Here is a 22,845-nt window from a genome sequence, read left to right as displayed (position 1 = left end):
CTTTCGGAAGGTGCGCCGCAGCGTACCCTACAGCTACGGTTGGTAGTTATGAATAAGTTTTAGAGAACGGAAAAATAAAACAATGGCAAAACGGCAGGGAAATAGTAGAAAATCCAAAATTTATCGCTACTTATGGCCGCTGTGTTTGTGTCTGAGCTTCCTGTTAGTTCCGCTCCTTCCCAAAACATCGGCAGAAACGCCATTTCCGCCGCCCGCTCCCCTTGCAAATAATGCTAATTTTGGGGCCAGAATTCAAAGAACGATGGGGTTACTTGCTGCCAGCACTCCCACAGAACGCCGCCAAGTACGCATCCTATTTTACGGTCAATCCATCACTCAGCAAGATTGGTGGAAAGATGTCGCAAAGGATTTGAAACAGCGATTTCCCTACGCTGATTTGATTATTGAAAATCGGGCAATCGGAGGATTTGCCGCGCCGATTTTGCTCCGTCCCAGCGAGCACGATTTGTATCCTTTTTATCCAGATTTGCTAATTTTTCACGTCTACGGAGGTGATGAGGATTACGAAGCGATAATTGCCAATGTCCGCAGCCGCACCGCTAGCGAAATACTCTTGCATTCAGACCATATAAACTGGTTGCCCGCAGGTAACAGTAGCGATAATCCAGATGAAGTCAAAGGATATGAATGGCACAATACTCATTCTACAAAATGGCTGCCAGAATTGGCAGATAAATACGGCTGCGAAATTGCGGAAATTCGCGAACCTTGGCGCAGGTATTTGCAAGACAATCGCTTGCAACCAAAACAGCTATTGAGCGACAGCATTCACCTCAACGAGTGGGGAAATTTTCTGCTAGCTGCTTTGATCAAACCGCACCTGCGATATAACCCAAGTTCTCCTCAAACGCCGCCGGAGTTAGTCAAAACCTATACAGTTGGTACTGATGTTAAATGGCAAGATGGCAAGTTGGTTTTAGAGTTTGAAGGAAATCGGATAGATGCGATCGCCGATAAAACCTTCAACGGCGGCGCGATTTCTGCTAAAATTGCGATCGACGGCAAAAAACCCTCAGAATTTCCCGAACTTTACACCATCACCAGACCCAGCGCTAGTCTGGGCGTCGCTTGGCCCGCAATTCTCCAAATATCCAGTCAAAAACCGCTAATCGTCGAAGATTGGAAAGCAGTAATTACCGAAATTAACAGCGACTCCAGCAAGTTTAAATTTGACGTCATAGGTTCCAAAACAGGTTACGACGGCAGCGGTACAAACGACAAAATGTTCGTTTCAAAATCTGGCCGCATCGCCATTGAACCGAAAAACTGGTGGCTGCAAAATGCCTACGACTACTCGAAAAAGGCTACACCAAAAGGCTTTGAGATTACGTGGCAAGTTAAGCCGATGTTTGTAGATTCATACATTCCGCCACAAATTGCAGATTCCAACCGCGAATATCCTACAACATTAGCTCAGAATTTAAGCAACTCCAAACACATCCTTGAAATCATTCCTGAAACAGAAGGCACAGTTCCCATTCAAGCAATTCGAGTCTATCGCCCTCCTTATATTCCTGATATTCCTGCGCCATGAAGAAAAACTAAAATCCTCACTACGAAGTTAGTTTATGTAGTTATTTCTTCAACCCACGCACCATCCGGGTTTTGTCTGTGTAAACGCGGTTTAAACCGCCGAGTCTTCTACCAACAATTACCCGCTTCTCGTAATTCCCAACTCGTGAAACATCAACAGCGATAAAAAGAAATCCGCCACAAAAATAAACACCCAAGAAGTCACCACCGCCGCCGTTGCAGCTTGACCTACCCCTTTCCCACCGCCCGCCGTTGTCAACCCCCAACCGCAACCGACAAGGGCAATAATCAACCCAAAAATAAAACTCTTAATCGCCACAGTTACTAAATCCCAAGGCCCCAAAAAAGTCCGCACCGATTCCAAAAATACCGACGGTTCCAACTCGTAAAAATAAGCCGCCACAAACAGCCCGCCCAAAATCCCCACCGCTACCGCAAAAATTGTTAAAATCGGCAGCATGATGCAGCAAGCTATCACCCTCGGCACTACTAAATAATCAACTGGATTTGTTCTCAACATATACAGGGCATCTATTTGTTCCGTCACCTGCATTTCTCCTATCTCTGCGGCAAAGGCCGAACCTACTTGTCCCGCCACCACGCCCGCCGTTAAAACCGGTGCTAATTCCCGGCAAAATGCCAGAGCAAAAGCACCTCCCACCGCCCCAATCGCCCCAAACCGAATCAATTCTCTGGCCGATTGAACAGTAAAAATCATGCCCGCAAAAAAGGCTATTAGCAGCACTGAACGCAAAGAATCCAGGCCTACTGTTACTAAATGTTCCATGATTTTGCGGCGGTCAATTTTGCATTGGAGTATCCGCAGCAGCACTTGACCGCCCAGGAACAGCGTCACTAAAAACCGCTGAAACCACCTGTTATTGAAGGTTTCATCTAAATGTCGATCGCGCTTTTCTTGGTATTTTTTAACCAATTATATCAATTCCGGTTGCACCGTCAGGTGACTGTTGACTGTTGACTGTTGACTGGCGGGTCGAAAAACTGAATGGTTGAGTGTTAACTGTTGACTCGATTTTATTATTCCGATGCAACCAGAAACGATATTATTGACAGCTCGCGATTAATTACAAACAGGGCAAAGAATTGCTAAATAGAGACTTACCCAATTCTACAGCAATTACTGCGCGATTTGTCAACATATTTTTAGTCTGCCAGCCTTGCCGTTGGTAGGTTATACCATTTTAAATTTTAGATTGAGACTGATTAGTTTTGTGGTCATCCTCAGTTTTTCCCAATTGTCAAATCTCAAGTCTCAAATCCAAAATCTAAAATTTGATGGCTACTCGGCAAGCAACAAGTCGATAAACTTATCCAACTCTTCGTCATGCTTTTCGGCTTGATCCTTACCAATTCTCACCAAATCCAATATCCTCTCTTCCGAAGCATCATCAATCCGCAGCGGTGGTTCGTGGTTCAAATCGGGAGTAATTCTCAAATATTGATTTGGTCTTTCAATCGCATCATAAATTTGGAACAATTGATAATTTACAGTTTCAGCAACTCCCGTCATCATGATATTAATCAAAGGCTCAACCCACTCAATTTGACCCCAATTTTTCACTTCTTCGTAGGGATATTTTTTCTGAGCTTCTCCCGTCCCCAAAGATAAAATGACCATATCTTTTGCTGTCGGGCCTCTCTCTGGGCGATCGTCGGAAAATGTGAATTTATTTCTCACTTCCGCATAGGCGCAAAGTGCCGGATTGTTTGCGAATACTCCCCCGTCAATTAAAGCGTAGCATTCGTTTGTCAAAGAGTAAATTTTGGGAATTTCAAAGTAAGTGGGAGCGGCCGATGTGGCTCGGGCAACATCTCTGATAAAATAGTCAGCTTCGGGATGTTGTTTCGCATCCATTTGGTTGAAAAAATTAGCTTTTCTTCTTTCCACGTCGTAACTGGAAATTAAACAAGGTTTCAGCAGTTGGCTGAGTTGGCAATCACTAAAGTTTTTCCGAAAGAATTCTTCTAACGGAGGGCTGGGATATTTCTCATCTATCAAACCGTCTATAGAGCGAACTTTTTGCCAAAATGAACTTTTAAAAACGTCGCGGCCGCTGTTGATAGAAAAATTAACAGCGTCTAGGGCAGACCACCGAGGTCTGCTGGGATTTTTGGGATCGGGAAATAAATAGATACAAGTTAAAATTCCTCCCGCACTCGTGCCGGCGATTAAATCGAAATAGTCAGCTATTCTCGCATCTGGGTTGCCGCTTTTCTGTTGCAGCTTTGACTCGATGCTAACTGCAACTTGTGCGGGGATAATTCCTCTGATTCCGCCTCCGTCTATGGATAAAACTCTGTTATATTTAGACATAATTTTTGTTTCCTTTTTTGGATATTTGCTTGTTGGCTACACTTTTGAAATCAAAAGTGTTTGATACGATACTTAGCGGTAAGGTACACCCGAAACACCCTAGATATATTAGATTTTGCGTTTAGGAATTTCCTAAATTCATATCTAATATTTCAAATCTAAATTTAATTGGCGGGCTGCGATCGTGTATCGAAAAATGTACTCTACAATTTCTACGTAATTGTAGGCGGCGGCTGGCGAGTCTGCCCAGACTGTGATGCCGTGATCGCGAATTAGTAAAGCTGGTACAGAGGGTGCACAAATGGCAAAGTATTCGCAGATTTCCTTGGCTATCTTAGGCACTTCCAAATAATTTGCAAATAGGGGTATCGCCACTTGGGGGTTTTCCTCCCACACGCCCAAACCTTTGAGCATTTCGATCGCGGGTAAAGGCACTGCATCGCCTTCGGTTAGCCGAGAAACTAAATTTGCTTCGATGGAGTGGACGTGATAGCAAGCTTTAGCGTCTGGAAAACTATTGTAAACGGCTAAATGAATGCTGGTTTCGGCGGAAGGGCGGCTGTCGGGAACAGGCTGCTCGACGATCGCACCCTCGGAGCTCATTCTGATAAAATCTACTTCAGTCAACTGCCCTTTCGCGCGACCACTAGCAGTAATCCAAAAACTGCCATCTGGTAAGCGGGCCGAAAGATTGCCAGCAGTCCCCACCATCCAACCGCGATCGTAAAAATGTTTGGCTGCTGCAATTAAATCCGGTCTCAAATCGCCACTCATTCTTTGCAAATCCTCAGTTTTTTATCCAGCTTTTACGTTAATCAGAATTGCGCTAGTCTATTTAAATGTATGGTGCACAATGTGCACCTTACCAATACACATACCGCAGAGTGAGGTACGAAGAAAGTAATTCACAATTCCCTTCTACGAACAGGAAACACCAATGCCCAATGCCCTGTTTGCCCAATGCCCAAGAGAATCTAATTCACCTGAGAAAGGCTATAGTTTCAACTCCATTTCTGGGACAAATTTTCCAACACGTCAAAAAAATTATCCCATTTAGTATAAGGCTTTTGCTGTTCGTCTAGATACTCGGCAAGCCGATCGCGTGCAAACACAGACGAAGCCTGCAAAGCCATATTAAAATCCGTCAGCGAATCTCCAATTGCCACCTGTTCCTTTGCAGGGTGACGGCGCATTACCCGCACCTTAGACACCAATTCTGCATCTCCTTCAAACTCAGAATTGACTTGCAAGCGAGGGCCGCTAGAGTCCAGATCCACGGCGTAAATAGCGATCGCCCGGTGTGCCAAATCACCCATAACCGCCTCTACCATAATCCGTAAACCGCCAGAAACGATCGCAAAATCCACCTTTTGCTGGTCCAAAAAATCCAGCAATTCCACCAATCCCGGTCGCATCAGTTGTCCCCTAGAAAATTCCACAATTTCCCCGTAACGTTCCGAAGAAATAGACTCTAGTAACTGCCGCACACCCGATCGCAAACTCAGCCTTCTTGCGTACATTTCCGGCATTAGTTGAGACGATAATTCCGGTGCAAAATGCTTCAGCATTGCCACAAAAGTTTCTTCAACAGTGATCGTGCCGTCAAAATCGCAGAATACCACCCGTTGCCGATCGTTCGGAATTGGAGAATTTTGCTTGTCATCAGTCATTGTCAGTCGCACAAGATAGAGAACGGGAAAAGTTTACACTATTCATCGTACACCGAAGAAGTCATTAGTCATTAGTCATTGGTCATTAGTCATTAGTCATTAGTCATTAGTCATTAGTTATTGGTTATTGGTTACTTGCTACGAATTCCCAATCCCTCCACAACGCTAGAGCCCAATTCTCAATTCCCAATAACAGCTAACAGTCAACAGCTAACAGTCAACAGTCAACAGTCAGTAGGGGCGGTGGATGGTGCGGGCCCGCCCTCTTAACAGTCAACAGCTAACAGTCAACAGTCAACAGTCAACAGTCAACAGTCAACAGTCATTGGTCATCAGTCATTGGTCATCAGGAAGAAGGCTCGCTTCGGCTTCCTTCGGCTACACTCTACCAGTTGTTCTTCGGGTAAAAAGAGACAAGAAGAGAAATGGAAGAAGGAAGAAACAAGAGGGAAGAAAGCCTTGAATTTTCGTTGCAAAATAACGCTTTAGTTTAGATCCAAAGCAGAAGCAATCGACGGCATCGGCGTGCAATGCGAGAACAACTTCCCCGCCCTCTGGTGCGGTTGATATAATAGCTAAACGCTGTTTCTGACACTGGCCCGGAAGATTTTATCAAGAATCTTCGATATCGTCTTCGATATCATCTTCGATATCATCTTCGATATCGTCTTCTAGAGAATCTTCGATATCCTCTTCGAGGAATGCTTCTACATCCTGCTTTTGATTTTTACTTTTTTGGGGATTAGCCTTAGTCGGCAAACAAATTAAATTGTCATCCTCAGTATTAATCAAACCTTTCGATCGCAACTTGCCCATCAGTCGCGTCACAGTCACCCGCGTTGAGCCGATAGCGCTGCCAATTTGAGCGTGAGTCAACACCCAAGGCAGCCTGTAGCCCCGAACCACATCCGGTTCTGCCTCACTTACGTAAGGTTCGCCGAACTCTTCGATCAACAAAGTGAGAAAACCCAGCAGTCGGTCGATCGTCCGGCGCTGTCCCAAAGTGCTCAGCCAGAGGAGTTTCCGCTGGTGCTGGTAGCGAAACGCATCCAAAATTTCCCGGCGAAAGTGAGGCCAATTATCCAAATCGTGCCAATACATCCACACTACGTGAGTTTGATCGGCATGAGCGAAAGCTTGGAGAGTAAACGGAGACTGAGCAACCAGCTCAAAAGGTTGACCCGCGCCGACGAAGCCCAAAAAAGCTTCTTCTGTAGTTTTGCGAGCTGATTTTAGCCCCGGCTTCGCCCCGACGCTAACTTGAGCGCTACCTACAAGCCGCACAGAACCTTTCTGGACTAAATAAAGCAGTCCGGGTCTGGCGGGAATCTTTTCGTCTTTGCTAAAAGTCCGGCAGCGGTAGTGTTCCTGGGCCCAGTCGATAATTCGCTGCCAAGTGATAAAAGGTCGATCGATCGTCTCTAGATGTGTGGAAGTTGATTGCATAAGTGAGGCTCTGGGATATATTTAATTAGTTAGAAAAACAGCTTCTGCCAGCATTCTGATACAAAGTGAGACAACCAACCCCCGATCGAACTTGCACGCTTCTTAACAGTGCTGATTATTTTCAGTTTTACCTAAAATTCAATGTAGCAAAAAATACATAAAAATGGTAGAGTTCAGCAAAGAGTTTCACGTAAATTATTGTTATGTAGCCCAAAAATCGCTCAAACGTCGATTAATTGGATGTAGCCGGTCAGGGCGAGCCGATCGCTCATCTGTAATATCAGCAGTTTAACGTACAACAACAGCGCCAGCGGTAACACTCAGAGAGTAATTTTTACCTAATGATGGGCCGATATGGATACACCAAATATGGAGCAGTGCCCCGAAGTTACAGTGAAGTGTTTTTTGCTCTTAAGATTGCAGGGCGCGATCGCCCAACAGGACACACTGGCACAAATTCCGTTAAATCGGGGTAAAGATAGCGCCGGGGTGCTGTACGTCTCTGCGATCGCCCTGAAATTGGCTAAAACTCGGCAACAGACACCGCAGGCGATCGCCGCCGAGTTGCTCGAAACTCTCAAACCGCTGTGCGAGCCAGATTTTGCCGTTAAAGTCGCACCGGGGGGCATAATTGAGCTGGAGCTGACTGATGCAGGTTTAGCCCTCTGGTTGCAGCGTTTAGCTCAAAATTCCCTCCCAGATCCCGAATCTCGCATATTATCTCCTGTTGTGTCAGGCGATCGACTGTTTCCCATTCAATACAGCCACGCCCGCTGCTGTTCCCTGCTGCGAATGGCCCACCGCGATCGCCTAATTTCGATCGCCCAACCCGATGTCCGTACAGCACCGCAAATTTGGTCGCTGGCGGCCCCAAATCCCATACCCTGGCTCAACAGCAGCCAGCAACTGCGGTTAGTACATCCGGGCGATCGTACTTTAATTTCGCAACTAATCACAGCCCTAGACAATTTATCTCCAGTTTTTCAGAATAATTGCACCCAACAAAAACCAGTCAATTATCTCAAAACAGCTAATAATTTGAGCCAAGCATTTCAGACTTTTTACAGCCAATGTCGGATTTGGGGCGAAGTTAAAACAGAAACACCAAAACTCGCCCAAGCCAGACTGGGTTTAATATTAGCAACTCAATCCTTGCTGCGATTTATTCTAGAAGAATTATTGAACGCCGTTGCTCCCGTAGAACTTTGATTGCAGTCACACAATGTTGTATCAGAATAATAACTAATACCAAATCCGAGCTTTCCAACTCCTGTATATTCTGACTTTTCTGTTTACTCTTCTCTTCTCTTCTCTTCTCTTCTCTTCTCTTCTCTTCGCGATAAGATCGCTGACGCGCGACTTCGCCTAAAGCGTCTTCGCGGTTCCATCATCAAGGGGGTATGTTACCTAGATTTAGTATTAGTTGTCAGTTGTCAGTTGCTAGTTGCTAGTTGTTATAGCAAATATGGGTTTTGTATCCCCTTTACGAACCAGTCGGCGTAGGCCGACATCGTTTGTGTAGACGCGGTTTCAACCGCCGAATCATCTAGTTGTCAGTTATCAGTTATTAGTTGCTAATTGTTATAGCAAATCCGGGTTTTGAATCTCCTTTACGCACCAGTCGCCTCCGGCCGACATCGTTTGACTTGCTGGCGGTTTCAACCGCCGAATCATCTACTATTCTTCAATTTTGGCGATCGGCAGCCTTACCGTAAACGTACTCCCGACACCCTCTTCACTGCTCAACACAATTTCGCCACCGTGCAAGTCCACGCATTTTTTAACAATACTCAGCCCCAGTCCAGTACCAGGAATTATACCCACATTTGTCGCCCGGTAAAACGAATCAAACAGCCGTTCTTGGTCTGCCAAAGGTATGCCAATTCCGGCATCTTGTACCGAAAAAATTACCTCAACCTCAGTAACTTTTAATTCAAAAACTACTTGAGTATTAGGAGGAGAATATTTAATAGCATTTGACAGCAAATTACTGAGAATGCACCGCAGCAAACTTTCCTCCAAACAAGCCATCGCCGATTGACTGTGATTCACAAAAACCAGCGTCACCGGCTCAGTTTGCGGCTTCAACTTCAGGCTGTTCTGAAATTCCGCTACCAACTCATCACAAAGCTTTGTTAAGTCTAGCGGTAGCAAGCAAAACGCCATTTTTCCCGACTCAGTTTTGCCCAGCAGCAAAACGTCATCTAATAACCGATCGATGCTTTTTGCTGCTGCTTGAGTTTTGTCTAGCATTTCTTGTGTTTTCTCATCTGTTAATGTCGATTTGTATTTAGTCAGAACTTGCGTAGTGCCGAGGATGAAGTTCAAAGGATTGCGAACGTCGTGAGCAATCATGTACAGCAAAGATGTTTTCATCTCGTTGAGTTCTTGGGCTGTTTGCAGAGTGCGGTCGAGTTGGTCGTGAGACAATTTGAGAGTTAAAGACAACTGGCGCGATCTCAGCAAAATTTCCACCCGCGCTTGCAATTCTATCTTTTCGACCGGAGCAATAATTAAATCATCAATAGTTTGCCAAATAAATTGCGTTGCCATCTTTACATCCGAGCGAGATGTAATCAAAAGAAAAGGCAAACATAGGGGGTGTTCTGCCTGTTTTTTGGCAGCTACCCATTGCCAGTGGTTTTTCAGAGCCTGACCGTCAATTATCCCCAAATCGAAAGATTGATTTAACCCTAAAAAATCGTCAATATTTTCTTTTGAATTGGGCAGCAATATTTCATAGTAAACTGCCAGCCATTCTAATAACAAGCGGCGATTTTCTTTCTGTTCTACAAGCAATAAAATTCGACTCACGCAGATTCTCCTAGCAAGCTGTGAACAACGGATAGCAAATCTCTAACGATCAAAGGTTTTACCAAAATGCTCCGAGCACCGCGGGAGAAGCTTTCGTGCCCAATGGCCGCGCTTTGTTTGGGCGAAAGTATCAGAAAAGGGATTTGGTGATTTCGCAATTGTTCGCAGCATTCCCAAATCTGGCTATCGAAACCAGAAATATCTACTAAAGCCATCCCGATTTTAGCAGGCTGACCGATCGCTCGCGCCACATCTTCAAAGCTAGAAGCCGCCAGCATCTGGTATCCTTCTTTGTGAAGAAATTGTGCTAAAAGCTGCAAGTTTCGCTGATTGCGGTCAACTGCTAAAATTATTGAATTGCCAGTCATCTGTCAGCTTCCTCGGAATAAGGCTGATGCCGTAGGAGATTTTATATTTAAGTTAGCGTCTGGGTACTTCAGGAAAAATCCCTCTCAATCAACAAGGTCGTCTGTCAACTTAATGCCTAAATTTTCGACCGCCAAACCGCCGATTGAGATCGACCCAGAACCCTTTTAACCCCGATTCAATCTTCATCCACTTCCCCCTCAACCCACACCGGCGCAGAGCTCAAAATGCCGCGCAGCCCCCGTATCGGCTTGCTGACTTTGATGCCGTAGCGAGTAATATCGAGTTCTCGCAGAGTTTTCTCGAAATTGCTGACTCGTTTTTTAATTACTCCGATCGCCTTGCGGATTTCTGTTCTATTATGCAGTTGGCGTTCCAGATAGCGGATCAACAGAATATTATCCGCCAAATAGCTAATCCCGATCTCGGTCATCCGAAAATCTCCACCAATCTCTTCTACCTCATTAATCAAGATCACGGTAACTCCCATATTCTTGAGATACTTGCACAAAGCGTGCAAATTGTTCACCAAATTTTGCCCCTGCATCGAAAGTTGATAGCCAGAAACACTGTCAATCATCACAATCCGCGTCTTTTCCTGCTCCACTTCTTGGCGTACCATAGCAGCAAACTGATCGGGCGAGTAGAGCAAAGGTTCCACGGGTATCACCGAAAGAGTTCCCCCCGCAATCATCGCGCCAACCGGGATGTTAACTGATTCGCAGCGGTGCAGCAGAGTAGAAATTGACTCCTCAAAAATGTAAACTACCGATCGCTCCCCCCTTCCCGCCGCCTCCTTCATAAACTGAATTCCCACCGTCGTTTTACCCGCACCGCTAGGCCCCGTAATCACCGTCACAGTCCCCCGTTCCAGCCCCCCGTGCAACAGTTCGTCAATTTCAGGAACCCCAGCAGAAATCGGTTCAGCCACAAAATCCTGTTGATAGTTGTCCGGTAGCAGTCGCGGAAATACCTCCATACCAGTCTGAGTCAGGCGCAGCGAATGGCGGCCGTTGCGGAAGTTGGAACCGCGCAGCTTGCTGACAGACAGAGTGCGCCCTTCACTCAGCAGTTCCAAATAAATTACTCCGTCGCTGATGAATTGCAAATCGTCGTCGGGAGCACTTAATGTGCCTTCTGAGGTGAACACCACCGTCGCCCCCCCTTCCACCAAAAACCGCAGAAAAGACAAAACTTGCTTGCGAAACTGAAACTCATCCGCAGCTAAATAGCGAAATTGAGTAATCGCATCCAAAAATACCCGAGTAGGCTTGACAGCTTGGACTCGCTCGATAATCTTTTGTGTAGTGGGTTCTCGCTCAACCTCCGACGGGGAGAAAATGTCATAAGTTTGAATTTCTGTAAAGAATTCCGAGGAGGGACTCAAATCGAGGAAAGCCATCGATTCGATATCAAAACCGAGAGTTTCGGCATTGGCGCGCAATTGCGCTTCCGGTTCTCCTAAAGTAATAAACAGGGGCTTTTCACCCACAGCCATACCTGCGGTCAAAAAGTGCAAGCCCAGCGTAGTTTTGCCGGTGCCAGGGCCGCCCCGCACCAGATAAGAGCGCTGAGCAATCAGCCCGCCGCCAATCACTTCGTTGAGACCGGCAATTCCTACAGAAAGTCGGTTTTGAGACATTTGTTGGTTCATGTTTTGAATATCGGGCCAGTATTAATATTTAATGGTTTTAGGCAGTGCTGTAATTATTTTTTTACCGGGCGTTTGATAACCTTGATGAAATCTTTATCTACCGAAAATTACGTTACCACACAAAAATTAGAAAATATTGTCGGCACTGCTGCCATCTGTCTGCAGCAAGACACAGAGGCGGTTTGGCAAAATCGGGTAGAAAAAGCAATTGCCCCCGGTACTTCAATAGACTGCACTGTTTACCCTCATACTCAGGCAGAACTCGCGGCCGTGATTGCTTGTGCTCGGCAAAATCGCTGGGCCGTCTTGCCGGCAGGGAGTGGCAGCAAACTCGATTGGGGGGGGTTGGTTAAATTAGACCCGGATCCCCCCCAGCCCCCCTTAACAAGGGGGGAGCAAGATGTTGTCAAAGTCCCCCTTTTTAAGGGGGATTTAGGGGGATCTCCTGATGCCAGGGGACTCGCGGCTGCGAGCACAGCGCGCCTGAATCGCCTTGTAGAACACGCTGTGGGCGATTTAACGGTGACTGCGGAAGCGGGGATGAAGTTTGCCGATTTGCAGGAAATTTTAGGTAAATCAGGTCAATTTTTGCCGATCGATCCAGCATATCCGCAGCAGGCAACTTTGGGCGGGATTGTCGCTACTGCTGGTGCGGGTTCTCTGCGGCACCGCTATCGGGGGGTGCGCGATTTGTTGTTGGGAATCACCTTTGTGCGCTCGGACGGTAAAATTGCCGTAGCTGGCGGTCGAGTTGTTAAAAATGTCGCCGGTTACGACTTGATGAAACTGTTTACCGGTGCTTACGGCACCTTGGGAATCATTTCTCAAGTAACTTTCCGAGTTTATCCATTACCTGAATCATCGGGAACTGTAATATTGACTGGGGAAACTAATGCTTTAGCCCAAGCTGCTCAAATCTTATTATCCTCTGCCTTGACTCCGACAGCAGTTGATTTTCTGTCGCCGCAGTTAGTAGAAAAACAGAGTTTGGGTAAAGGTTCGGGATTAATCGTCAGGTTTCAAAGTATCGCCGAAAGCGTCAAACAACAATCAGCCCGCTTGCGGTCAGTTGGCGAAAAGTTGGGATTGCAAGGTACTAGCTGCGGCGGTAATGATGAGGATCAATTATGGCAAAGATTGCCAGAAACAATCTGGAATTCTGCCAATAATTCAGCAATTATTTGTAAAATAGGCATCAGACCGTCGGAGGCTGTCAAGGCAATTAATGAGTTGCCGGTACAGGACGCTTTGATTCATGCCGGCAGCGGTTTGGGGGTTTTGCGGTTTGAGACGGCGACTGCTGATACGCTGTTGCAGGTACGCAGGGGGTGCGAAGCTAAAGGCGGTTTTTTGACTGTTTTGGCAGCGCCGACCAATATCAAGCAAGGGTTAGATGTTTGGGGCTATACTGGAAGTGCGATCGATTTAATGCGCCGCATCAAACAAGAGTTTGACCCGGAAAATATTTTTAGTCCAAATCGCTTTCTATTAAAAGGTTCGTAGTGAGGACGACCGTCCTTTTTGAATCTATTTCTAAGTCTTTTGTGAACCTGATTTTTTTTTAAACGAACCGCGAAGGCGCAAAGAGCGCAAAGGAAGAAAAGAGAAGAAAATAAGAGAAGAGTTTGTGTTTAATTGACTGATGTAGACTTCCTATCTAGAAACTTCTCTAAAAGTTAGATTTTTCTTGATTTAGCAAACCCATTATATTACTTCTTCCTTCTTCCCTCTTCCGACGGACTTACATCCGTTACATCCGTTACATCCGTTACATCCCGTACATTGCTCGTTGCCGAACTTCCTTCTTCCTTCAAATATGCAAACTTCAGAAACATCTCAAATTCCCAGCGACGATTTAAGGCCAGCCAAAGACAGCAATTTTTTAGCCCAAAATCCTCACTTGCAGACTCTCGAAATTCCCGGTTTCGACGCTAACAATCCGCCCGATCCGAAATTAATTGATACTTGCGTCCACTGCGGCTTTTGTTTGTCAACTTGTCCGAGTTATCGCGTACTCGGCAAAGAAATGGATTCGCCCAGAGGCCGCATTTATTTAATGGATGCAATTAACGAAGGCGATGCACCTTTAAACGAAGCAACTTCGCAGCATTTTGATACTTGTTTGGGCTGTTTGGCCTGCGTGACAACTTGTCCTTCTGGGGTTCAATACGATAAGCTAATTTCTGCAACTCGCCACCAAGTTACTAGAAATCAAGAACGCACTTTTTCTGACAATGTAATTCGTACTCTGATTTTTAATCTCTTTCCCTATCCTCACAGGTTGCGGCTTTTGCTTGTACCGCTGTTTGTTTATCAAAAATTAGGACTGCCAAAACTAATTCGTAAAACAGGTTTGCTGAAAAAAGTATTTCCTCGCTTGGCGGCGATGGAATCTATTTTGCCGAAGGTAACGGTTGATTCTTTCCGGGATAATTTACCGGAAGTTATTCCCGCACAAGGGGAGAAACGCTATCGAGTCGGCGTGATTTTAGGTTGCGTGCAGAGGTTGTTGTTTTCGCCGGTTAATGAGGCTACGGTGCGTGTTTTGACGGCTAACGGCTGCGAGGTTGTGATTCCGAAAAGTCAGGGATGCTGTGCTGCTTTACCCGAACATCAAGGACAAGCTGAACAGGCGAAATCTTTGGCGCGACAAATGATTGACAGTTTTGAAAATACTAATGTTGATTTTGTAATTATTAATGCTGCTGGCTGCGGTCACACTTTGAAGGAATACGGTCACATTTTAGCTGATGACCCGGAATATCGGGAGAAAGCTGAGAATTTTGCGGCCAATGTTAAGGACGTGCAGGAGTTTTTGGCAAGTGCGGGCATTACGGCTAAACTCAATCCTTTGATTGAGGGAGATTTGACAATTGTTTATCAGGATGCTTGTCATTTGTTGCACGGACAAAAGATTAGTTTGCAGCCGCGCCAGTTGTTGCAACAAATTCCTGGTGTGAAGCTAAAAGAACCTGTGGATGCTGCTTTATGTTGCGGGAGTGCGGGGGTTTACAATATGTTGCAGCCGGAAATTGCTGATGAGTTGGGTGTGCAGAAGGTGGAGAATTTGCTGAATACTGGGGCGGAGTTGATTGCTTCTTCTAATCCTGGTTGTTCTATGCAAATTAAGAAGCATTTGGAGTTGCAGGGGAAGGCTGTTACTTTGATGCACCCGATCGAGCTTTTGGATTATTCTATTCGTGGGGTGAAGTTGCAGAGGCGTTAGTTGGCTGGGGCGGGCGGTGTCTGCCCTGTTTTTGATGCTGAATGAGATTTTTTTTGATGAACCGCAGAGGGCGCTGAGGGCGCGGAGTTAGAGAGGAGAGAGCAAGATGAATAGGTTATTGTATTGAGAAGTATCGCACTTTGGGTTGCTGTCTTAGCGGAAAGACTGCGATCGATGGGAATTGACCCGGAATAATTGTAGACTGGATTGGGCCTGCGGGCGATCGCACTTTTAAATTTTAACAAAAGTGCGATCGGCACAACAACTAATGACTAATGACCAATGACTAATGATATCAAATCCGGTAGCATCGGAATGATTCAGATATATATTCTCGGACTCTGTGTACTCTGTGTTCTAGTAAGGTTAAATCATTCCGATGCAAGCGGAAACGATATGACTAATGACTAATGACTAATGACTAATGACTAATTCCCTCTTCCAACTTCAAAAAATGCACTTGTCCCGAAGCTTCCGCCGCCACAATTGTCACCCCATCCGGTGCAATAGCGCAAGCTTTCAAAGCACTATCTCCCCTGAAACTAGCAACTATTTTTCGACTCAACAAATCCCAAACTTTCAGAGTATTGTCATCGGAAACCGAAATCACCTTATTTCCCAAAGTCGCCACAGATGTTACCGCATCCCCATGACCTGCCAAAGTAAAAATTTCTTTTCTACTTGACAAATCCCACACTCTCAGATTTGGTTCCCGCCCGCCAGAAATTGCCCATTTACCATCCGTTGTAACTGCCACAGCATTCACAAAACTCTCATGACCTTTGAGAGTAAAAAGTTGATTTTTGACGGCTAAATTCCACATATTTTTCAAAATATTCTTTTCTTTCCCCAAACTCCAAACTTTCAGAGTTTTGTCGCCGGACGCCGAAATTACCCGTTTTCCGTCGGGAGTAACTGCTACAGCTTTTATCCCGTCTGTATGACCTAAAAATGTAAAAAGTTCGTCTCCTGTTTCTAAACTCCAAACTTTAATAGTTTTGTCTCCAGAACCAGAAATTGCCATCGTTCCGTCAGGCGTAACAGCTACAGAATTTACCCAGTCTCTATGACCCCTGAAAGTCAAGATTGCGGTTCCGGTTTCTAGATCCCAAAGTTTCACGGTTTTGTCGCCGGAACCCGAAATTATTCGCTGGCTATCTGCTGTGATTGCGATCGCTTTTACCCAATCTTGATGTCCCCCAATAGTAAAAATTTCTTGCCCATTTTTGAGATTCCAGACTTTAATTCTGTTGTCTCCTGAACCAGAAATCGCTTTAGTACCGTCCGCCGTCACTGCTACAGCATTTACCCAGTCATCGTGACTTGCAGGTGATAAATTTTCTTTGCCTGTTTCTAAGCGCCAAACTTTCAGGGTTTTGTCCGATGAACCAGAAACTATCTGCTTCCCGTCGGGGGTAACAGCGACAGCATTCACGGGCGCGATGTGATTGGTAAAAGTAAAAAGTTCTGCTTTTGTTTCTAAATTCCAAACTTTCAGGGTTTTGTCGCCGGCTGCCGAAATTACTTGTTTTCCATCGGGAGTGACTGCTACAGCTTGGACGAAACTGCTGTGTTCTCCTAAAGTGAAAAGTAGCTTTTCTTCTAACAAACTCCACACTTTGATAGTGCCATCATAACTGCCGGAAATTATTTGTTTACCGTCGGGAGTTACTGCTACTGATTTCACCCAATCTGTATGTCCGGTGAGGGTAAAAAGTTCTTGTCCTGTTTCTAGATTCCAGACTTTAATACTGTTGTCTCCCGAACCGGAAATTAACTGTTTGCTATCGGGAGTTACTGCTACGGACTGGACAAAACTGCTGTGACCTTTCAGGTTGAAAATCACTGTCCCTGTTGACAAATCCCAAACTTGTATGCTGCCGTCCCAGGAACCGGAAATTATTCGCTTGCCGTCGGGAGTTACTGCTACTGCTTCTACTGCAAAAGTATCGCCTGCTAATGTTAATATTTCTGTTCCAGTTGCTAAATTCCAAATTTTAATCGTGTTGTCCCAAGAACCGGAAATTACTTTAGTGCTGTCTGGGGTGACGACTACAGCATTGACGTAGGTAAGATGACCTTTGAGGGTGAAAAGTTCTTCTCCTGTTTCTAAGTGCCAAACTTTGAGATTGTGGTCTGAGGATGCAGAAATTACCCGCTTGCCGTCGGGGGTAACAGCTACAGCTTGTACCCAGTCTGTATGTCCGGTGAGGGTACGTAGCAATCTGCCGCCCGGAGGGGTAAAGCTGGGCGTTAGGGGTCGCAACCAGGGGTTTTTCTGCTGTTTTGCTTGGGTTAGGAGTTTGTTGATTGCGGGGGTTTCAAAGCGCATTAAGCGGGCAATTAGTTGCGCTGCTAGTTGGCTTTTGTCTTTGGCTAATATGTGGGCAGAAAGTCTGATTGCTTCTTGGATTAACTTGAGATTTTCGGTTTTTGGATCGGTGATATTATCAGGATCTTTTGCTAAATCATAATCTTCTATTAGGGCTTGTACTCCTGATGCTGACAGCTTGGATTCAATAAATTTGTAATCTGTTAGTAAGCTGTATAATTTTTCTGAGTCTGAAGTCGCTGCTAGCTGATTTGGCAGCATTTCCAGACAGTGTGTCTGTTCTGCAGACTGCATTGTGTCCAGCCCTTCCGTAAACTCGCTCATAAATTTGCTGATGTCTTTTTTTTAAATGTATGCGATCGCTAGCTGCACGTTGCTGGAAACTCGCTCGAGAATCTTTTCTCGTTTATTTAGGATGACATATTTGAAGGCTATTTGCTACCGGGCTACTGCCCTCGATGAGGCTGATGGTTCAATGAATCGCTGGTATTTGAGTCCGTGTCTGCTTTGAGAATTTTTAATGAGTGCGATTGCTATCAACCGCAGCCCGTGAAAATTCAACTCTGCAGCGCCAAATCTACCGATCGACAAAACCTGACATATATCGTTGTTTTTCTTAATATAGCTGGTCTGGGAATGATGATTGTCGATCGGCTAACACTCTCAAAGCTCAATTTTTTAAGGTACCGCAATCCTATTGGATGCGCGAATCAGACTTTTTTAGCGCCATACGATGCCGAATCTAATTTTCTGTCAACTCGGCTGCATCAGCCTGCTGTCGCCCGGTGGGGTTTCGTACCTCAACCAAACCTGCAATCTGCTGGACCCAAATCCCGGAAAGTTTTGCAGGCGCGCCCTATTCCTTTAAAATATAGAGTGGCACTTGCACTCTTAAACCTGGTTTATCAGCTAAAATCATTGGTTTAACCGCTAGGTACGCAGGTAGAAACCGGGTTTCTGAGTTTATAGCACGCCCGTGGCGATCGAAAATAAAGAAGTATTTAAGTTTAGAGACAAGTTTTATGGATGTTATCGAGTTTTTTGAGTTAAGTGCAGGTAAATGGTTTTCCCAGCGTACCGTACACAATCTTCAGTCTGGCGAATTACAGGCTGGTAAATCTGACCTCAAAATAGAAATGGTGACAGCTAGCGATGCAGCAATTGTCAAACTTTGCCAACAACACTCGATTAACCCTACCTCAACTCAGCTAAAGGGCGTTCGGATTTCTTGGGACGGTATTCCCGATCGCAACCAAGCTAAACAAATTGGTTCTACAATATTAGCGATCGTCCCCAATCCCGACAATCCTAGGGAAGGTCAAGTTTTGCAGGAGAAAGGAAACAGTCGCTACGTGATGGGCGATGACGATGTGCTGACATTGATTACAGAATCAGATACTGTCCGCGCCGAAGAAAGGCTGTGGTATCTCATGCCCAATCTGCGGCTGCGGACTAGCGTTGTTAAGCAAGCTAACGGTACTCAACAGGCATCTTTTTGTTCGGAAATTCGGATGGGAGTAACTGCGAAAAGTTAACTTTCGGTCGATTGAAGAATTGAACAATTGATTGACACTCCTCGGCCTAAAGGCACGAGGATTGTTAAGACATTTGGGTCTTAATATCCCATGCAAGGGTGGGTTCCTTTCGCTGACTACGTTTGCAGCGTAGCTGCGTAGTCATATCTCCTCAAAAATGTTTTGGGCGTAGACTTTCCCCCAGTCCGGAGGTAGGTTTTTACATCTTGTCTGATTTATCTATTCTACCATATTTATTTGTGAAGATGGATTTGTTATTTTACTTAAAAATGGAAAAAAGCCGTCCTCAAAGGACGGGGTTTTCAACCCAATTTTCTGATAATTGAGGAATCAGAGATTTACCCCACTGATGAATCTGCTATAGCGGTTCTCAAGCGTAGTGATATCGTTTCCGCTTGTATCGGAATGATTTAACCTTATTAGAACACAGAGTACACAGAGTCCGAGAATATATATCTGAATCATTCCGATGCTACCGGATTTGATATGAGGTATGCCCAATGCCCTGCGCGGGCCAATGCCCGATGCCCAATGCCCTGCGCGGGCCAATGCCCAATGCCCAAAATTTACACTTTCTTTCTGCTTTCTCGCTTTTTGATTCGGCCTTTGAGGGCAATGGCTTTTAACTTGGTGTGAAAATCAGTGTGTTTGACAACTGGGAATGATTTTGTCACAGGTTTGTCGGGTAAAAAGCGATCGACCTCGGCTTTATCGGCGAGGGCGGTAAGGGCTAGGTCTTCATATACTACAACTTCTTGATTTTCTTTTGTACGATCGCGATCGGGTAATTTTTCTGTTTCCTGTACTTCTATGTTCGGGACTTCTGCATCTGGCGCGCGATCGATTTCGGGCTCTGACGGCGCAAGCAAATCTAACTCTGCGACACTGACTGCCGGTGCGGGGATCGATAAAACTCTACCGTCCTGCGGCAGTTTAGGATCTTTTTCAACGTTTAAATCTTGAGGAAAATTGTTGCAGACTAAGCGTTCAAACTCGCGATTAAAATGATAGAGCGGTTCTCCTATCCGGTGCCACATACTCAATAGCTGATCGACAGAAACAGCTTTGTAGCGCCCTTGATAAAGCGCTTCAACCACTGCTAAACGCAGCCAGTAGCCGGGGTACTTGGTCAGCCATTCACCCGCCAATTTTTCGGCTTTTTTGCCACCTAGGTCAAAGCCGTAGTGAACCAGCAGAGCCGCTGCTTGTGCAGATATTGCCGTCACTTCTATCATTTGTTATTGGTTCGTTGTCTGTTGTCTGTTGACTGTTGACTGTTGACTGTTGACTGTTGACTGTTGTCTGTTAACTGTTGGTTCCAAATACCCTGTTTGACCAATTCCCAATTAGCCAATTGAATTAATCGGATAAACGCACGCCTCCTTCTACTGTTTTCACGTCTCCAGAAAAAGGTTGGGGAGTGCCGTTCCAATTGAAGTCGCTAATTCTAAAAGTCAGGCTGCCGACTTGACGTTCAGGATTAAAACGCAAAATAATTGCGTAGCTGCGACGGCTGTATTCTAAAGTGTAGTTCGTACTGATTGCTTCCTTGCTCTCTAAATTAATAGCTGTTTGAAAGCCAACTCGAAATCCTCCGTAAACTTGCTGGACAAGTCCAAAAGATAGGACTTTCAAATCTACTAGCCGATCGAACAAATAAGGCGATATGCCGTCCCGCGCTACCTGAGTGTAAGTCACGTTAAATCCAGTGTAGTCGAGGAAAGGGCGGGAGAAATGGCCGAACTGCCCTTGAATGCCGACGCTGCTGGCGATCGAGTTTTGTGTGTCGCCGCTGCTGTAATAAGTGCCAACTCCCCGGACTCCCAAGGCTAGTTGCAAGAAAGGAACCACTGGGTTGCGCGTGTACTTCAAACCCTGGGTGGGAGTGCGGGGTAGCGCTTTACCCTCCCACAGGTTGAAGCCGCGGCTCAAGGCGAAGCTGGCTTGGGCGCGGCCTAAATCGATGCGGTTGTTTTCGCGCACTGGTTCGAGCAAGTCTGGTCTATCGGTGTCAGCATTGATAAATTGATACCCGGCTTGATAGCTGAGATTGATGCCTGTGCTGCCGAGTGGGATGACGGGGGAAGTGAGGACTGCCCCGAGGCTGCTCTGCACGGTTTGATAGCCCAGAGAGCCGTTAAACAGTCGATCGCGGTAACTGTATTCTGCCGCTAGAGAGTGAGTGCCGATCGACTGCAGCAGGCGCACATTGCCCCGAAAGCTGTCTTCTGGCAAATTCGGGAAATCCTCGAAACTCAGAAATATCGCCGAGGCTTCGATATTGGTACGAGGGCCTAGCCTAGAGGTCAACTTCGCTTTGAGTCCGTAGCTGTCGGGAAAAAACGGATTGCCGCCGTGATCTGCCACGACCCGCTGAAGGTATATTTGTGGTGTCAGGGTGAGCCGCACCGGCCCGTTTTGCAACACCTGAAAACCGCACTCGGCATACAAACCGCCCCTGTCCCCGCCGTCGTAGCCAAAGGTCAAACAAGGGCCGTTCTGCTGTCGGCTGTCAAACACTTGTCTGCGGGGATACACGGGTATTTTGATGCGGTTGTCAAATACTAAGCGGGGCGAATTTGTGACTAATTCTTCAGCCGTGGGCGAAATGCTTCTAATCGTCGCCCTCCGCGCCCTGTATTCAAATTCTGGCGGGGAAAACGGGTCGTTAGTAATCCGAATGTTGGTTGCGACTCTGGCGCCGTTGGGCAGAAGTTCGAGGCGTTCTGCTTCAAAGCGGATGCGGTTGACTGCGCCGACAACTTGGGGGGCTGCTAGCTGTCCGCCGCCGCCGATGGTGACGCTGGCCGCTCCTGGGGATTTGACTTGGCGCAGGGGCTGCTGGCTGGTAATTCGATCGCTCAGAGGCTGTTCGAGAATGGTTCCGGCACTAATATCTGTGGGTAGTGTGGGCGTTAATTCGCTACCTGCTGCGGGCAGGAATATTTCGCCACTTGCTTGTTCGACTGCGCCGGAGTTGAGGCCGAGATTGAATTCCATCTGCTGGCCGCGGACTACTTGTTGGCCGCGACTATAGGCGACGTTGCCTGATGCTACCACTTGGCGGGTGACTAGGTTGACGATCGCGCGATCGGCATCTATCACAGTTTGCCGGAACCGCACCACAACATTACCAACCGCCGTGACAATTTGCTGCTTGTCGTCAAATTCTTGGCGGTCGGCCTTAATTTCGATGGTATCGGCCGGACTCACCGGAAAAGGCACCGTCCGCTGAGATGGTGCGGTGCGGACTCCCGGCGCGGCTGGTTTGGGCTTTGGTTTGGGCTCTCTTGTTGCGGGTTTGGGGGCGGTTCTTGGTGCGGGGGCGGTTCCTGGTGTGGGAATCTCGAACTGTTGCTGCTCGGTGGGAGGCTGTTCTGGCGCGGGTTCTGGAACGGGAATCTCTGTTGGTACGGGAGCGTTCTCTTCTAACTGTCGGCCTTGGGCCTGATACCAACTTTCTTGCGGTTTTAGCGCATTCTTGTCCTCTTTTCTCTGCTCCCCTACTATTTTTTGGCGATTCCGAGCTGCCACAGCATTTTCTACCGAACCTAACTGGTAAGCAGTAAATGAGGAATCTTGCTTAGCTGCTGGAGTTTCGGGTTTTTCCGCAGCAACCGGGTGCCCAAATCCCGCTACTGCTTCGTCGCTTTCGACTATGGCTGGAGGGTGTGCGATTTCTGGAGGCTGTTGGTTGCTGGCTGGGGGGGTATCGAGGACTGCTGCTTCTTCTACTTGGGCCGGTTGCTGGGGTGGCTGAACGATTTCTGAACTTGGTTCCGGTGTTTCTACGGAGTTGCTGGGGGTGTCTCCATCACTGGCTGCGACAGTTAGGGCTGCTTTCTTTGGTTTCGCGATGTAGATGATGGCAGGTGGTTCGGGCGGCGGTACCGGATATGGCATAGTTACAACA

The 22,845-nt window shown here is 46.5% G+C and carries 18 protein-coding genes; 6 read left to right on the top strand and 12 right to left on the bottom strand.

Features of this window, described 5'->3' with window-relative positions; all coding sequences use genetic code 11:
* Positions 1-82 precede the first annotated feature (82 nt).
* The gene (locus tag QUA97_RS15040; RefSeq protein ID WP_194067391.1) at positions 83-1,555 is read left to right on the top strand and encodes an SGNH/GDSL hydrolase family protein; all 1,473 of its coding nucleotides are present in this window, start codon (positions 83-85) and stop codon (positions 1,553-1,555) included.
* 117 nt (positions 1,556-1,672) lie between these two features.
* Here QUA97_RS15040 and QUA97_RS15035 read toward each other — a convergent pair whose 3' ends face one another.
* The 5 genes from QUA97_RS15035 to QUA97_RS15015 form a co-directional block, all read right to left on the bottom strand.
* Complete coding sequence (locus QUA97_RS15035; protein WP_194067390.1) at positions 1,673-2,488, bottom strand: MlaE family lipid ABC transporter permease subunit; 816 nt, start codon at positions 2,486-2,488, stop codon at positions 1,673-1,675.
* Positions 2,489-2,854: 366 nt separating this feature from the next.
* The gene (locus QUA97_RS15030; RefSeq protein WP_194067389.1) at positions 2,855-3,889 is read right to left on the bottom strand and encodes a patatin-like phospholipase family protein; all 1,035 of its coding nucleotides are present in this window, start codon (positions 3,887-3,889) and stop codon (positions 2,855-2,857) included.
* Positions 3,890-4,033: 144 nt separating this feature from the next.
* Positions 4,034-4,663, bottom strand: coding sequence for a methylthioribulose 1-phosphate dehydratase (gene mtnB, locus QUA97_RS15025; RefSeq protein ID WP_194067388.1), 630 nt, complete (start codon positions 4,661-4,663; stop codon positions 4,034-4,036).
* 227 nt (positions 4,664-4,890) lie between these two features.
* Entirely contained in the window at positions 4,891-5,559 is a 669-nt protein-coding gene (locus QUA97_RS15020) for an HAD-IB family phosphatase (RefSeq protein WP_194067387.1), read from the bottom strand.
* A 612-nt stretch (positions 5,560-6,171) separates the two neighbouring features.
* Positions 6,172-7,005, bottom strand: a complete 834-nt coding sequence (locus QUA97_RS15015; RefSeq protein WP_194067386.1) for a Crp/Fnr family transcriptional regulator — start codon at positions 7,003-7,005, stop codon at positions 6,172-6,174.
* Positions 7,006-7,359: 354 nt separating this feature from the next.
* On the opposite strand from QUA97_RS15015, the gene QUA97_RS15010 reads away from it, so the two are divergent.
* Positions 7,360-8,214, top strand: a complete 855-nt coding sequence (locus QUA97_RS15010) for a DALR anticodon-binding domain-containing protein (RefSeq protein ID WP_194067385.1) — start codon at positions 7,360-7,362, stop codon at positions 8,212-8,214.
* Positions 8,215-8,682: 468 nt separating this feature from the next.
* Here QUA97_RS15010 and QUA97_RS15005 read toward each other — a convergent pair whose 3' ends face one another.
* The 3 genes from QUA97_RS15005 to QUA97_RS14995 form a co-directional block, all read right to left on the bottom strand.
* Entirely contained in the window at positions 8,683-9,819 is a 1,137-nt protein-coding gene (locus tag QUA97_RS15005) for an ATP-binding response regulator (protein WP_194067384.1), read from the bottom strand.
* Positions 9,816-10,187: a response regulator gene (locus QUA97_RS15000; RefSeq protein WP_333195105.1), complete on the bottom strand. Its 372-nt coding sequence runs from the start codon at positions 10,185-10,187 to the stop codon at positions 9,816-9,818. Before QUA97_RS15000 ends, QUA97_RS15005 begins: the two co-directional genes overlap by 4 nt.
* A gap of 176 nt (positions 10,188-10,363) precedes the next feature.
* The gene (locus QUA97_RS14995; protein WP_333195103.1) at positions 10,364-11,839 is read right to left on the bottom strand and encodes an ATPase domain-containing protein; all 1,476 of its coding nucleotides are present in this window, start codon (positions 11,837-11,839) and stop codon (positions 10,364-10,366) included.
* A gap of 84 nt (positions 11,840-11,923) precedes the next feature.
* On the opposite strand from QUA97_RS14995, the gene QUA97_RS14990 reads away from it, so the two are divergent.
* The gene (locus tag QUA97_RS14990; RefSeq protein WP_194067381.1) at positions 11,924-13,342 is read left to right on the top strand and encodes an FAD-binding oxidoreductase; all 1,419 of its coding nucleotides are present in this window, start codon (positions 11,924-11,926) and stop codon (positions 13,340-13,342) included.
* Positions 13,343-13,548: 206 nt separating this feature from the next.
* Here QUA97_RS14990 and QUA97_RS14985 read toward each other — a convergent pair whose 3' ends face one another.
* Entirely contained in the window at positions 13,549-13,674 is a 126-nt protein-coding gene (locus QUA97_RS14985; RefSeq protein ID WP_255515858.1) for a hypothetical protein, read from the bottom strand.
* Between QUA97_RS14985 and QUA97_RS14980 the strand changes: the two genes are divergently transcribed.
* Positions 13,656-15,065 (top strand): (Fe-S)-binding protein, encoded by a 1,410-nt coding sequence (locus tag QUA97_RS14980; protein ID WP_333195102.1) that lies wholly within the window; start codon positions 13,656-13,658, stop codon positions 15,063-15,065. The genes QUA97_RS14985 and QUA97_RS14980 overlap by 19 nt on opposite strands.
* A 421-nt stretch (positions 15,066-15,486) precedes the next feature.
* On the opposite strand, the gene QUA97_RS14975 is transcribed toward QUA97_RS14980, so the two are convergent.
* Positions 15,487-17,721 carry a hypothetical protein gene (locus QUA97_RS14975; RefSeq protein WP_333195100.1) on the bottom strand — a complete coding sequence of 745 codons (2,235 nt, stop codon included), beginning with the start codon at positions 17,719-17,721 and terminating at the stop codon, positions 15,487-15,489.
* A gap of 225 nt (positions 17,722-17,946) precedes the next feature.
* Here QUA97_RS14975 and QUA97_RS14970 point away from each other — a divergent pair, with 225 nt between their 5' ends.
* Together QUA97_RS14970 and QUA97_RS14965 are read left to right on the top strand one after the other, a co-directional pair.
* The gene (locus QUA97_RS14970; RefSeq protein ID WP_194067378.1) at positions 17,947-18,324 is read left to right on the top strand and encodes a hypothetical protein; all 378 of its coding nucleotides are present in this window, start codon (positions 17,947-17,949) and stop codon (positions 18,322-18,324) included.
* A 95-nt stretch (positions 18,325-18,419) separates the two neighbouring features.
* Complete coding sequence (locus QUA97_RS14965) at positions 18,420-18,932, top strand: phycobiliprotein lyase (RefSeq protein ID WP_333195098.1); 513 nt, start codon at positions 18,420-18,422, stop codon at positions 18,930-18,932.
* Between the two features lie 566 nt (positions 18,933-19,498).
* Here the strand turns inward: QUA97_RS14965 and QUA97_RS14960 are convergent.
* The gene (locus tag QUA97_RS14960) at positions 19,499-20,167 is read right to left on the bottom strand and encodes a hypothetical protein (RefSeq protein ID WP_333090684.1); all 669 of its coding nucleotides are present in this window, start codon (positions 20,165-20,167) and stop codon (positions 19,499-19,501) included.
* Between the two features lie 124 nt (positions 20,168-20,291).
* Positions 20,292-22,835, bottom strand: coding sequence for a DUF3769 domain-containing protein (locus tag QUA97_RS14955; protein WP_194067375.1), 2,544 nt, complete (start codon positions 22,833-22,835; stop codon positions 20,292-20,294).
* Between the last annotated feature and the right edge of the window lie 10 nt (positions 22,836-22,845).

Origin of the sequence: Microcoleus sp. CZ3-B2 (genome assembly GCF_036705055.1) — a bacterium.
GTDB lineage: Bacteria > Cyanobacteriota > Cyanobacteriia > Cyanobacteriales > Microcoleaceae > Microcoleus.
The sequence above is the reverse complement of the archived record's forward strand: the minus strand, read 5'-3'. Positions and strand labels throughout refer to the sequence as shown.

Coding starts and splice junctions, on each gene's coding strand:
- mtnB (WP_194067388.1), bottom strand. CDS start 4,663: ATGAGTGGCGATTTGAGACCGGATTTAATTGCAGCAGCCAAACATTTT.
- QUA97_RS15020 (WP_194067387.1), bottom strand. CDS start 5,559: ATGACTGATGACAAGCAAAATTCTCCAATTCCGAACGATCGGCAACGG.
- QUA97_RS14955 (WP_194067375.1), bottom strand. CDS start 22,835: ATGCCATATCCGGTACCGCCGCCCGAACCACCTGCCATCATCTACATC.
- QUA97_RS14960 (WP_333090684.1), bottom strand. CDS start 20,167: ATGATAGAAGTGACGGCAATATCTGCACAAGCAGCGGCTCTGCTGGTT.
- QUA97_RS15040 (WP_194067391.1), top strand. CDS start 83: ATGGCAAAACGGCAGGGAAATAGTAGAAAATCCAAAATTTATCGCTAC.
- QUA97_RS15010 (WP_194067385.1), top strand. CDS start 7,360: ATGGATACACCAAATATGGAGCAGTGCCCCGAAGTTACAGTGAAGTGT.
- QUA97_RS14980 (WP_333195102.1), top strand. CDS start 13,656: ATGCAAACTTCAGAAACATCTCAAATTCCCAGCGACGATTTAAGGCCA.
- QUA97_RS15000 (WP_333195105.1), bottom strand. CDS start 10,187: ATGACTGGCAATTCAATAATTTTAGCAGTTGACCGCAATCAGCGAAAC.
- QUA97_RS14985 (WP_255515858.1), bottom strand. CDS start 13,674: ATGTTTCTGAAGTTTGCATATTTGAAGGAAGAAGGAAGTTCGGCAACG.
- QUA97_RS14995 (WP_333195103.1), bottom strand. CDS start 11,839: ATGAACCAACAAATGTCTCAAAACCGACTTTCTGTAGGAATTGCCGGT.
- QUA97_RS14965 (WP_333195098.1), top strand. CDS start 18,420: ATGGATGTTATCGAGTTTTTTGAGTTAAGTGCAGGTAAATGGTTTTCC.
- QUA97_RS14975 (WP_333195100.1), bottom strand. CDS start 17,721: ATGAGCGAGTTTACGGAAGGGCTGGACACAATGCAGTCTGCAGAACAG.
- QUA97_RS15015 (WP_194067386.1), bottom strand. CDS start 7,005: ATGCAATCAACTTCCACACATCTAGAGACGATCGATCGACCTTTTATC.
- QUA97_RS14990 (WP_194067381.1), top strand. CDS start 11,924: ATGAAATCTTTATCTACCGAAAATTACGTTACCACACAAAAATTAGAA.
- QUA97_RS15030 (WP_194067389.1), bottom strand. CDS start 3,889: ATGTCTAAATATAACAGAGTTTTATCCATAGACGGAGGCGGAATCAGA.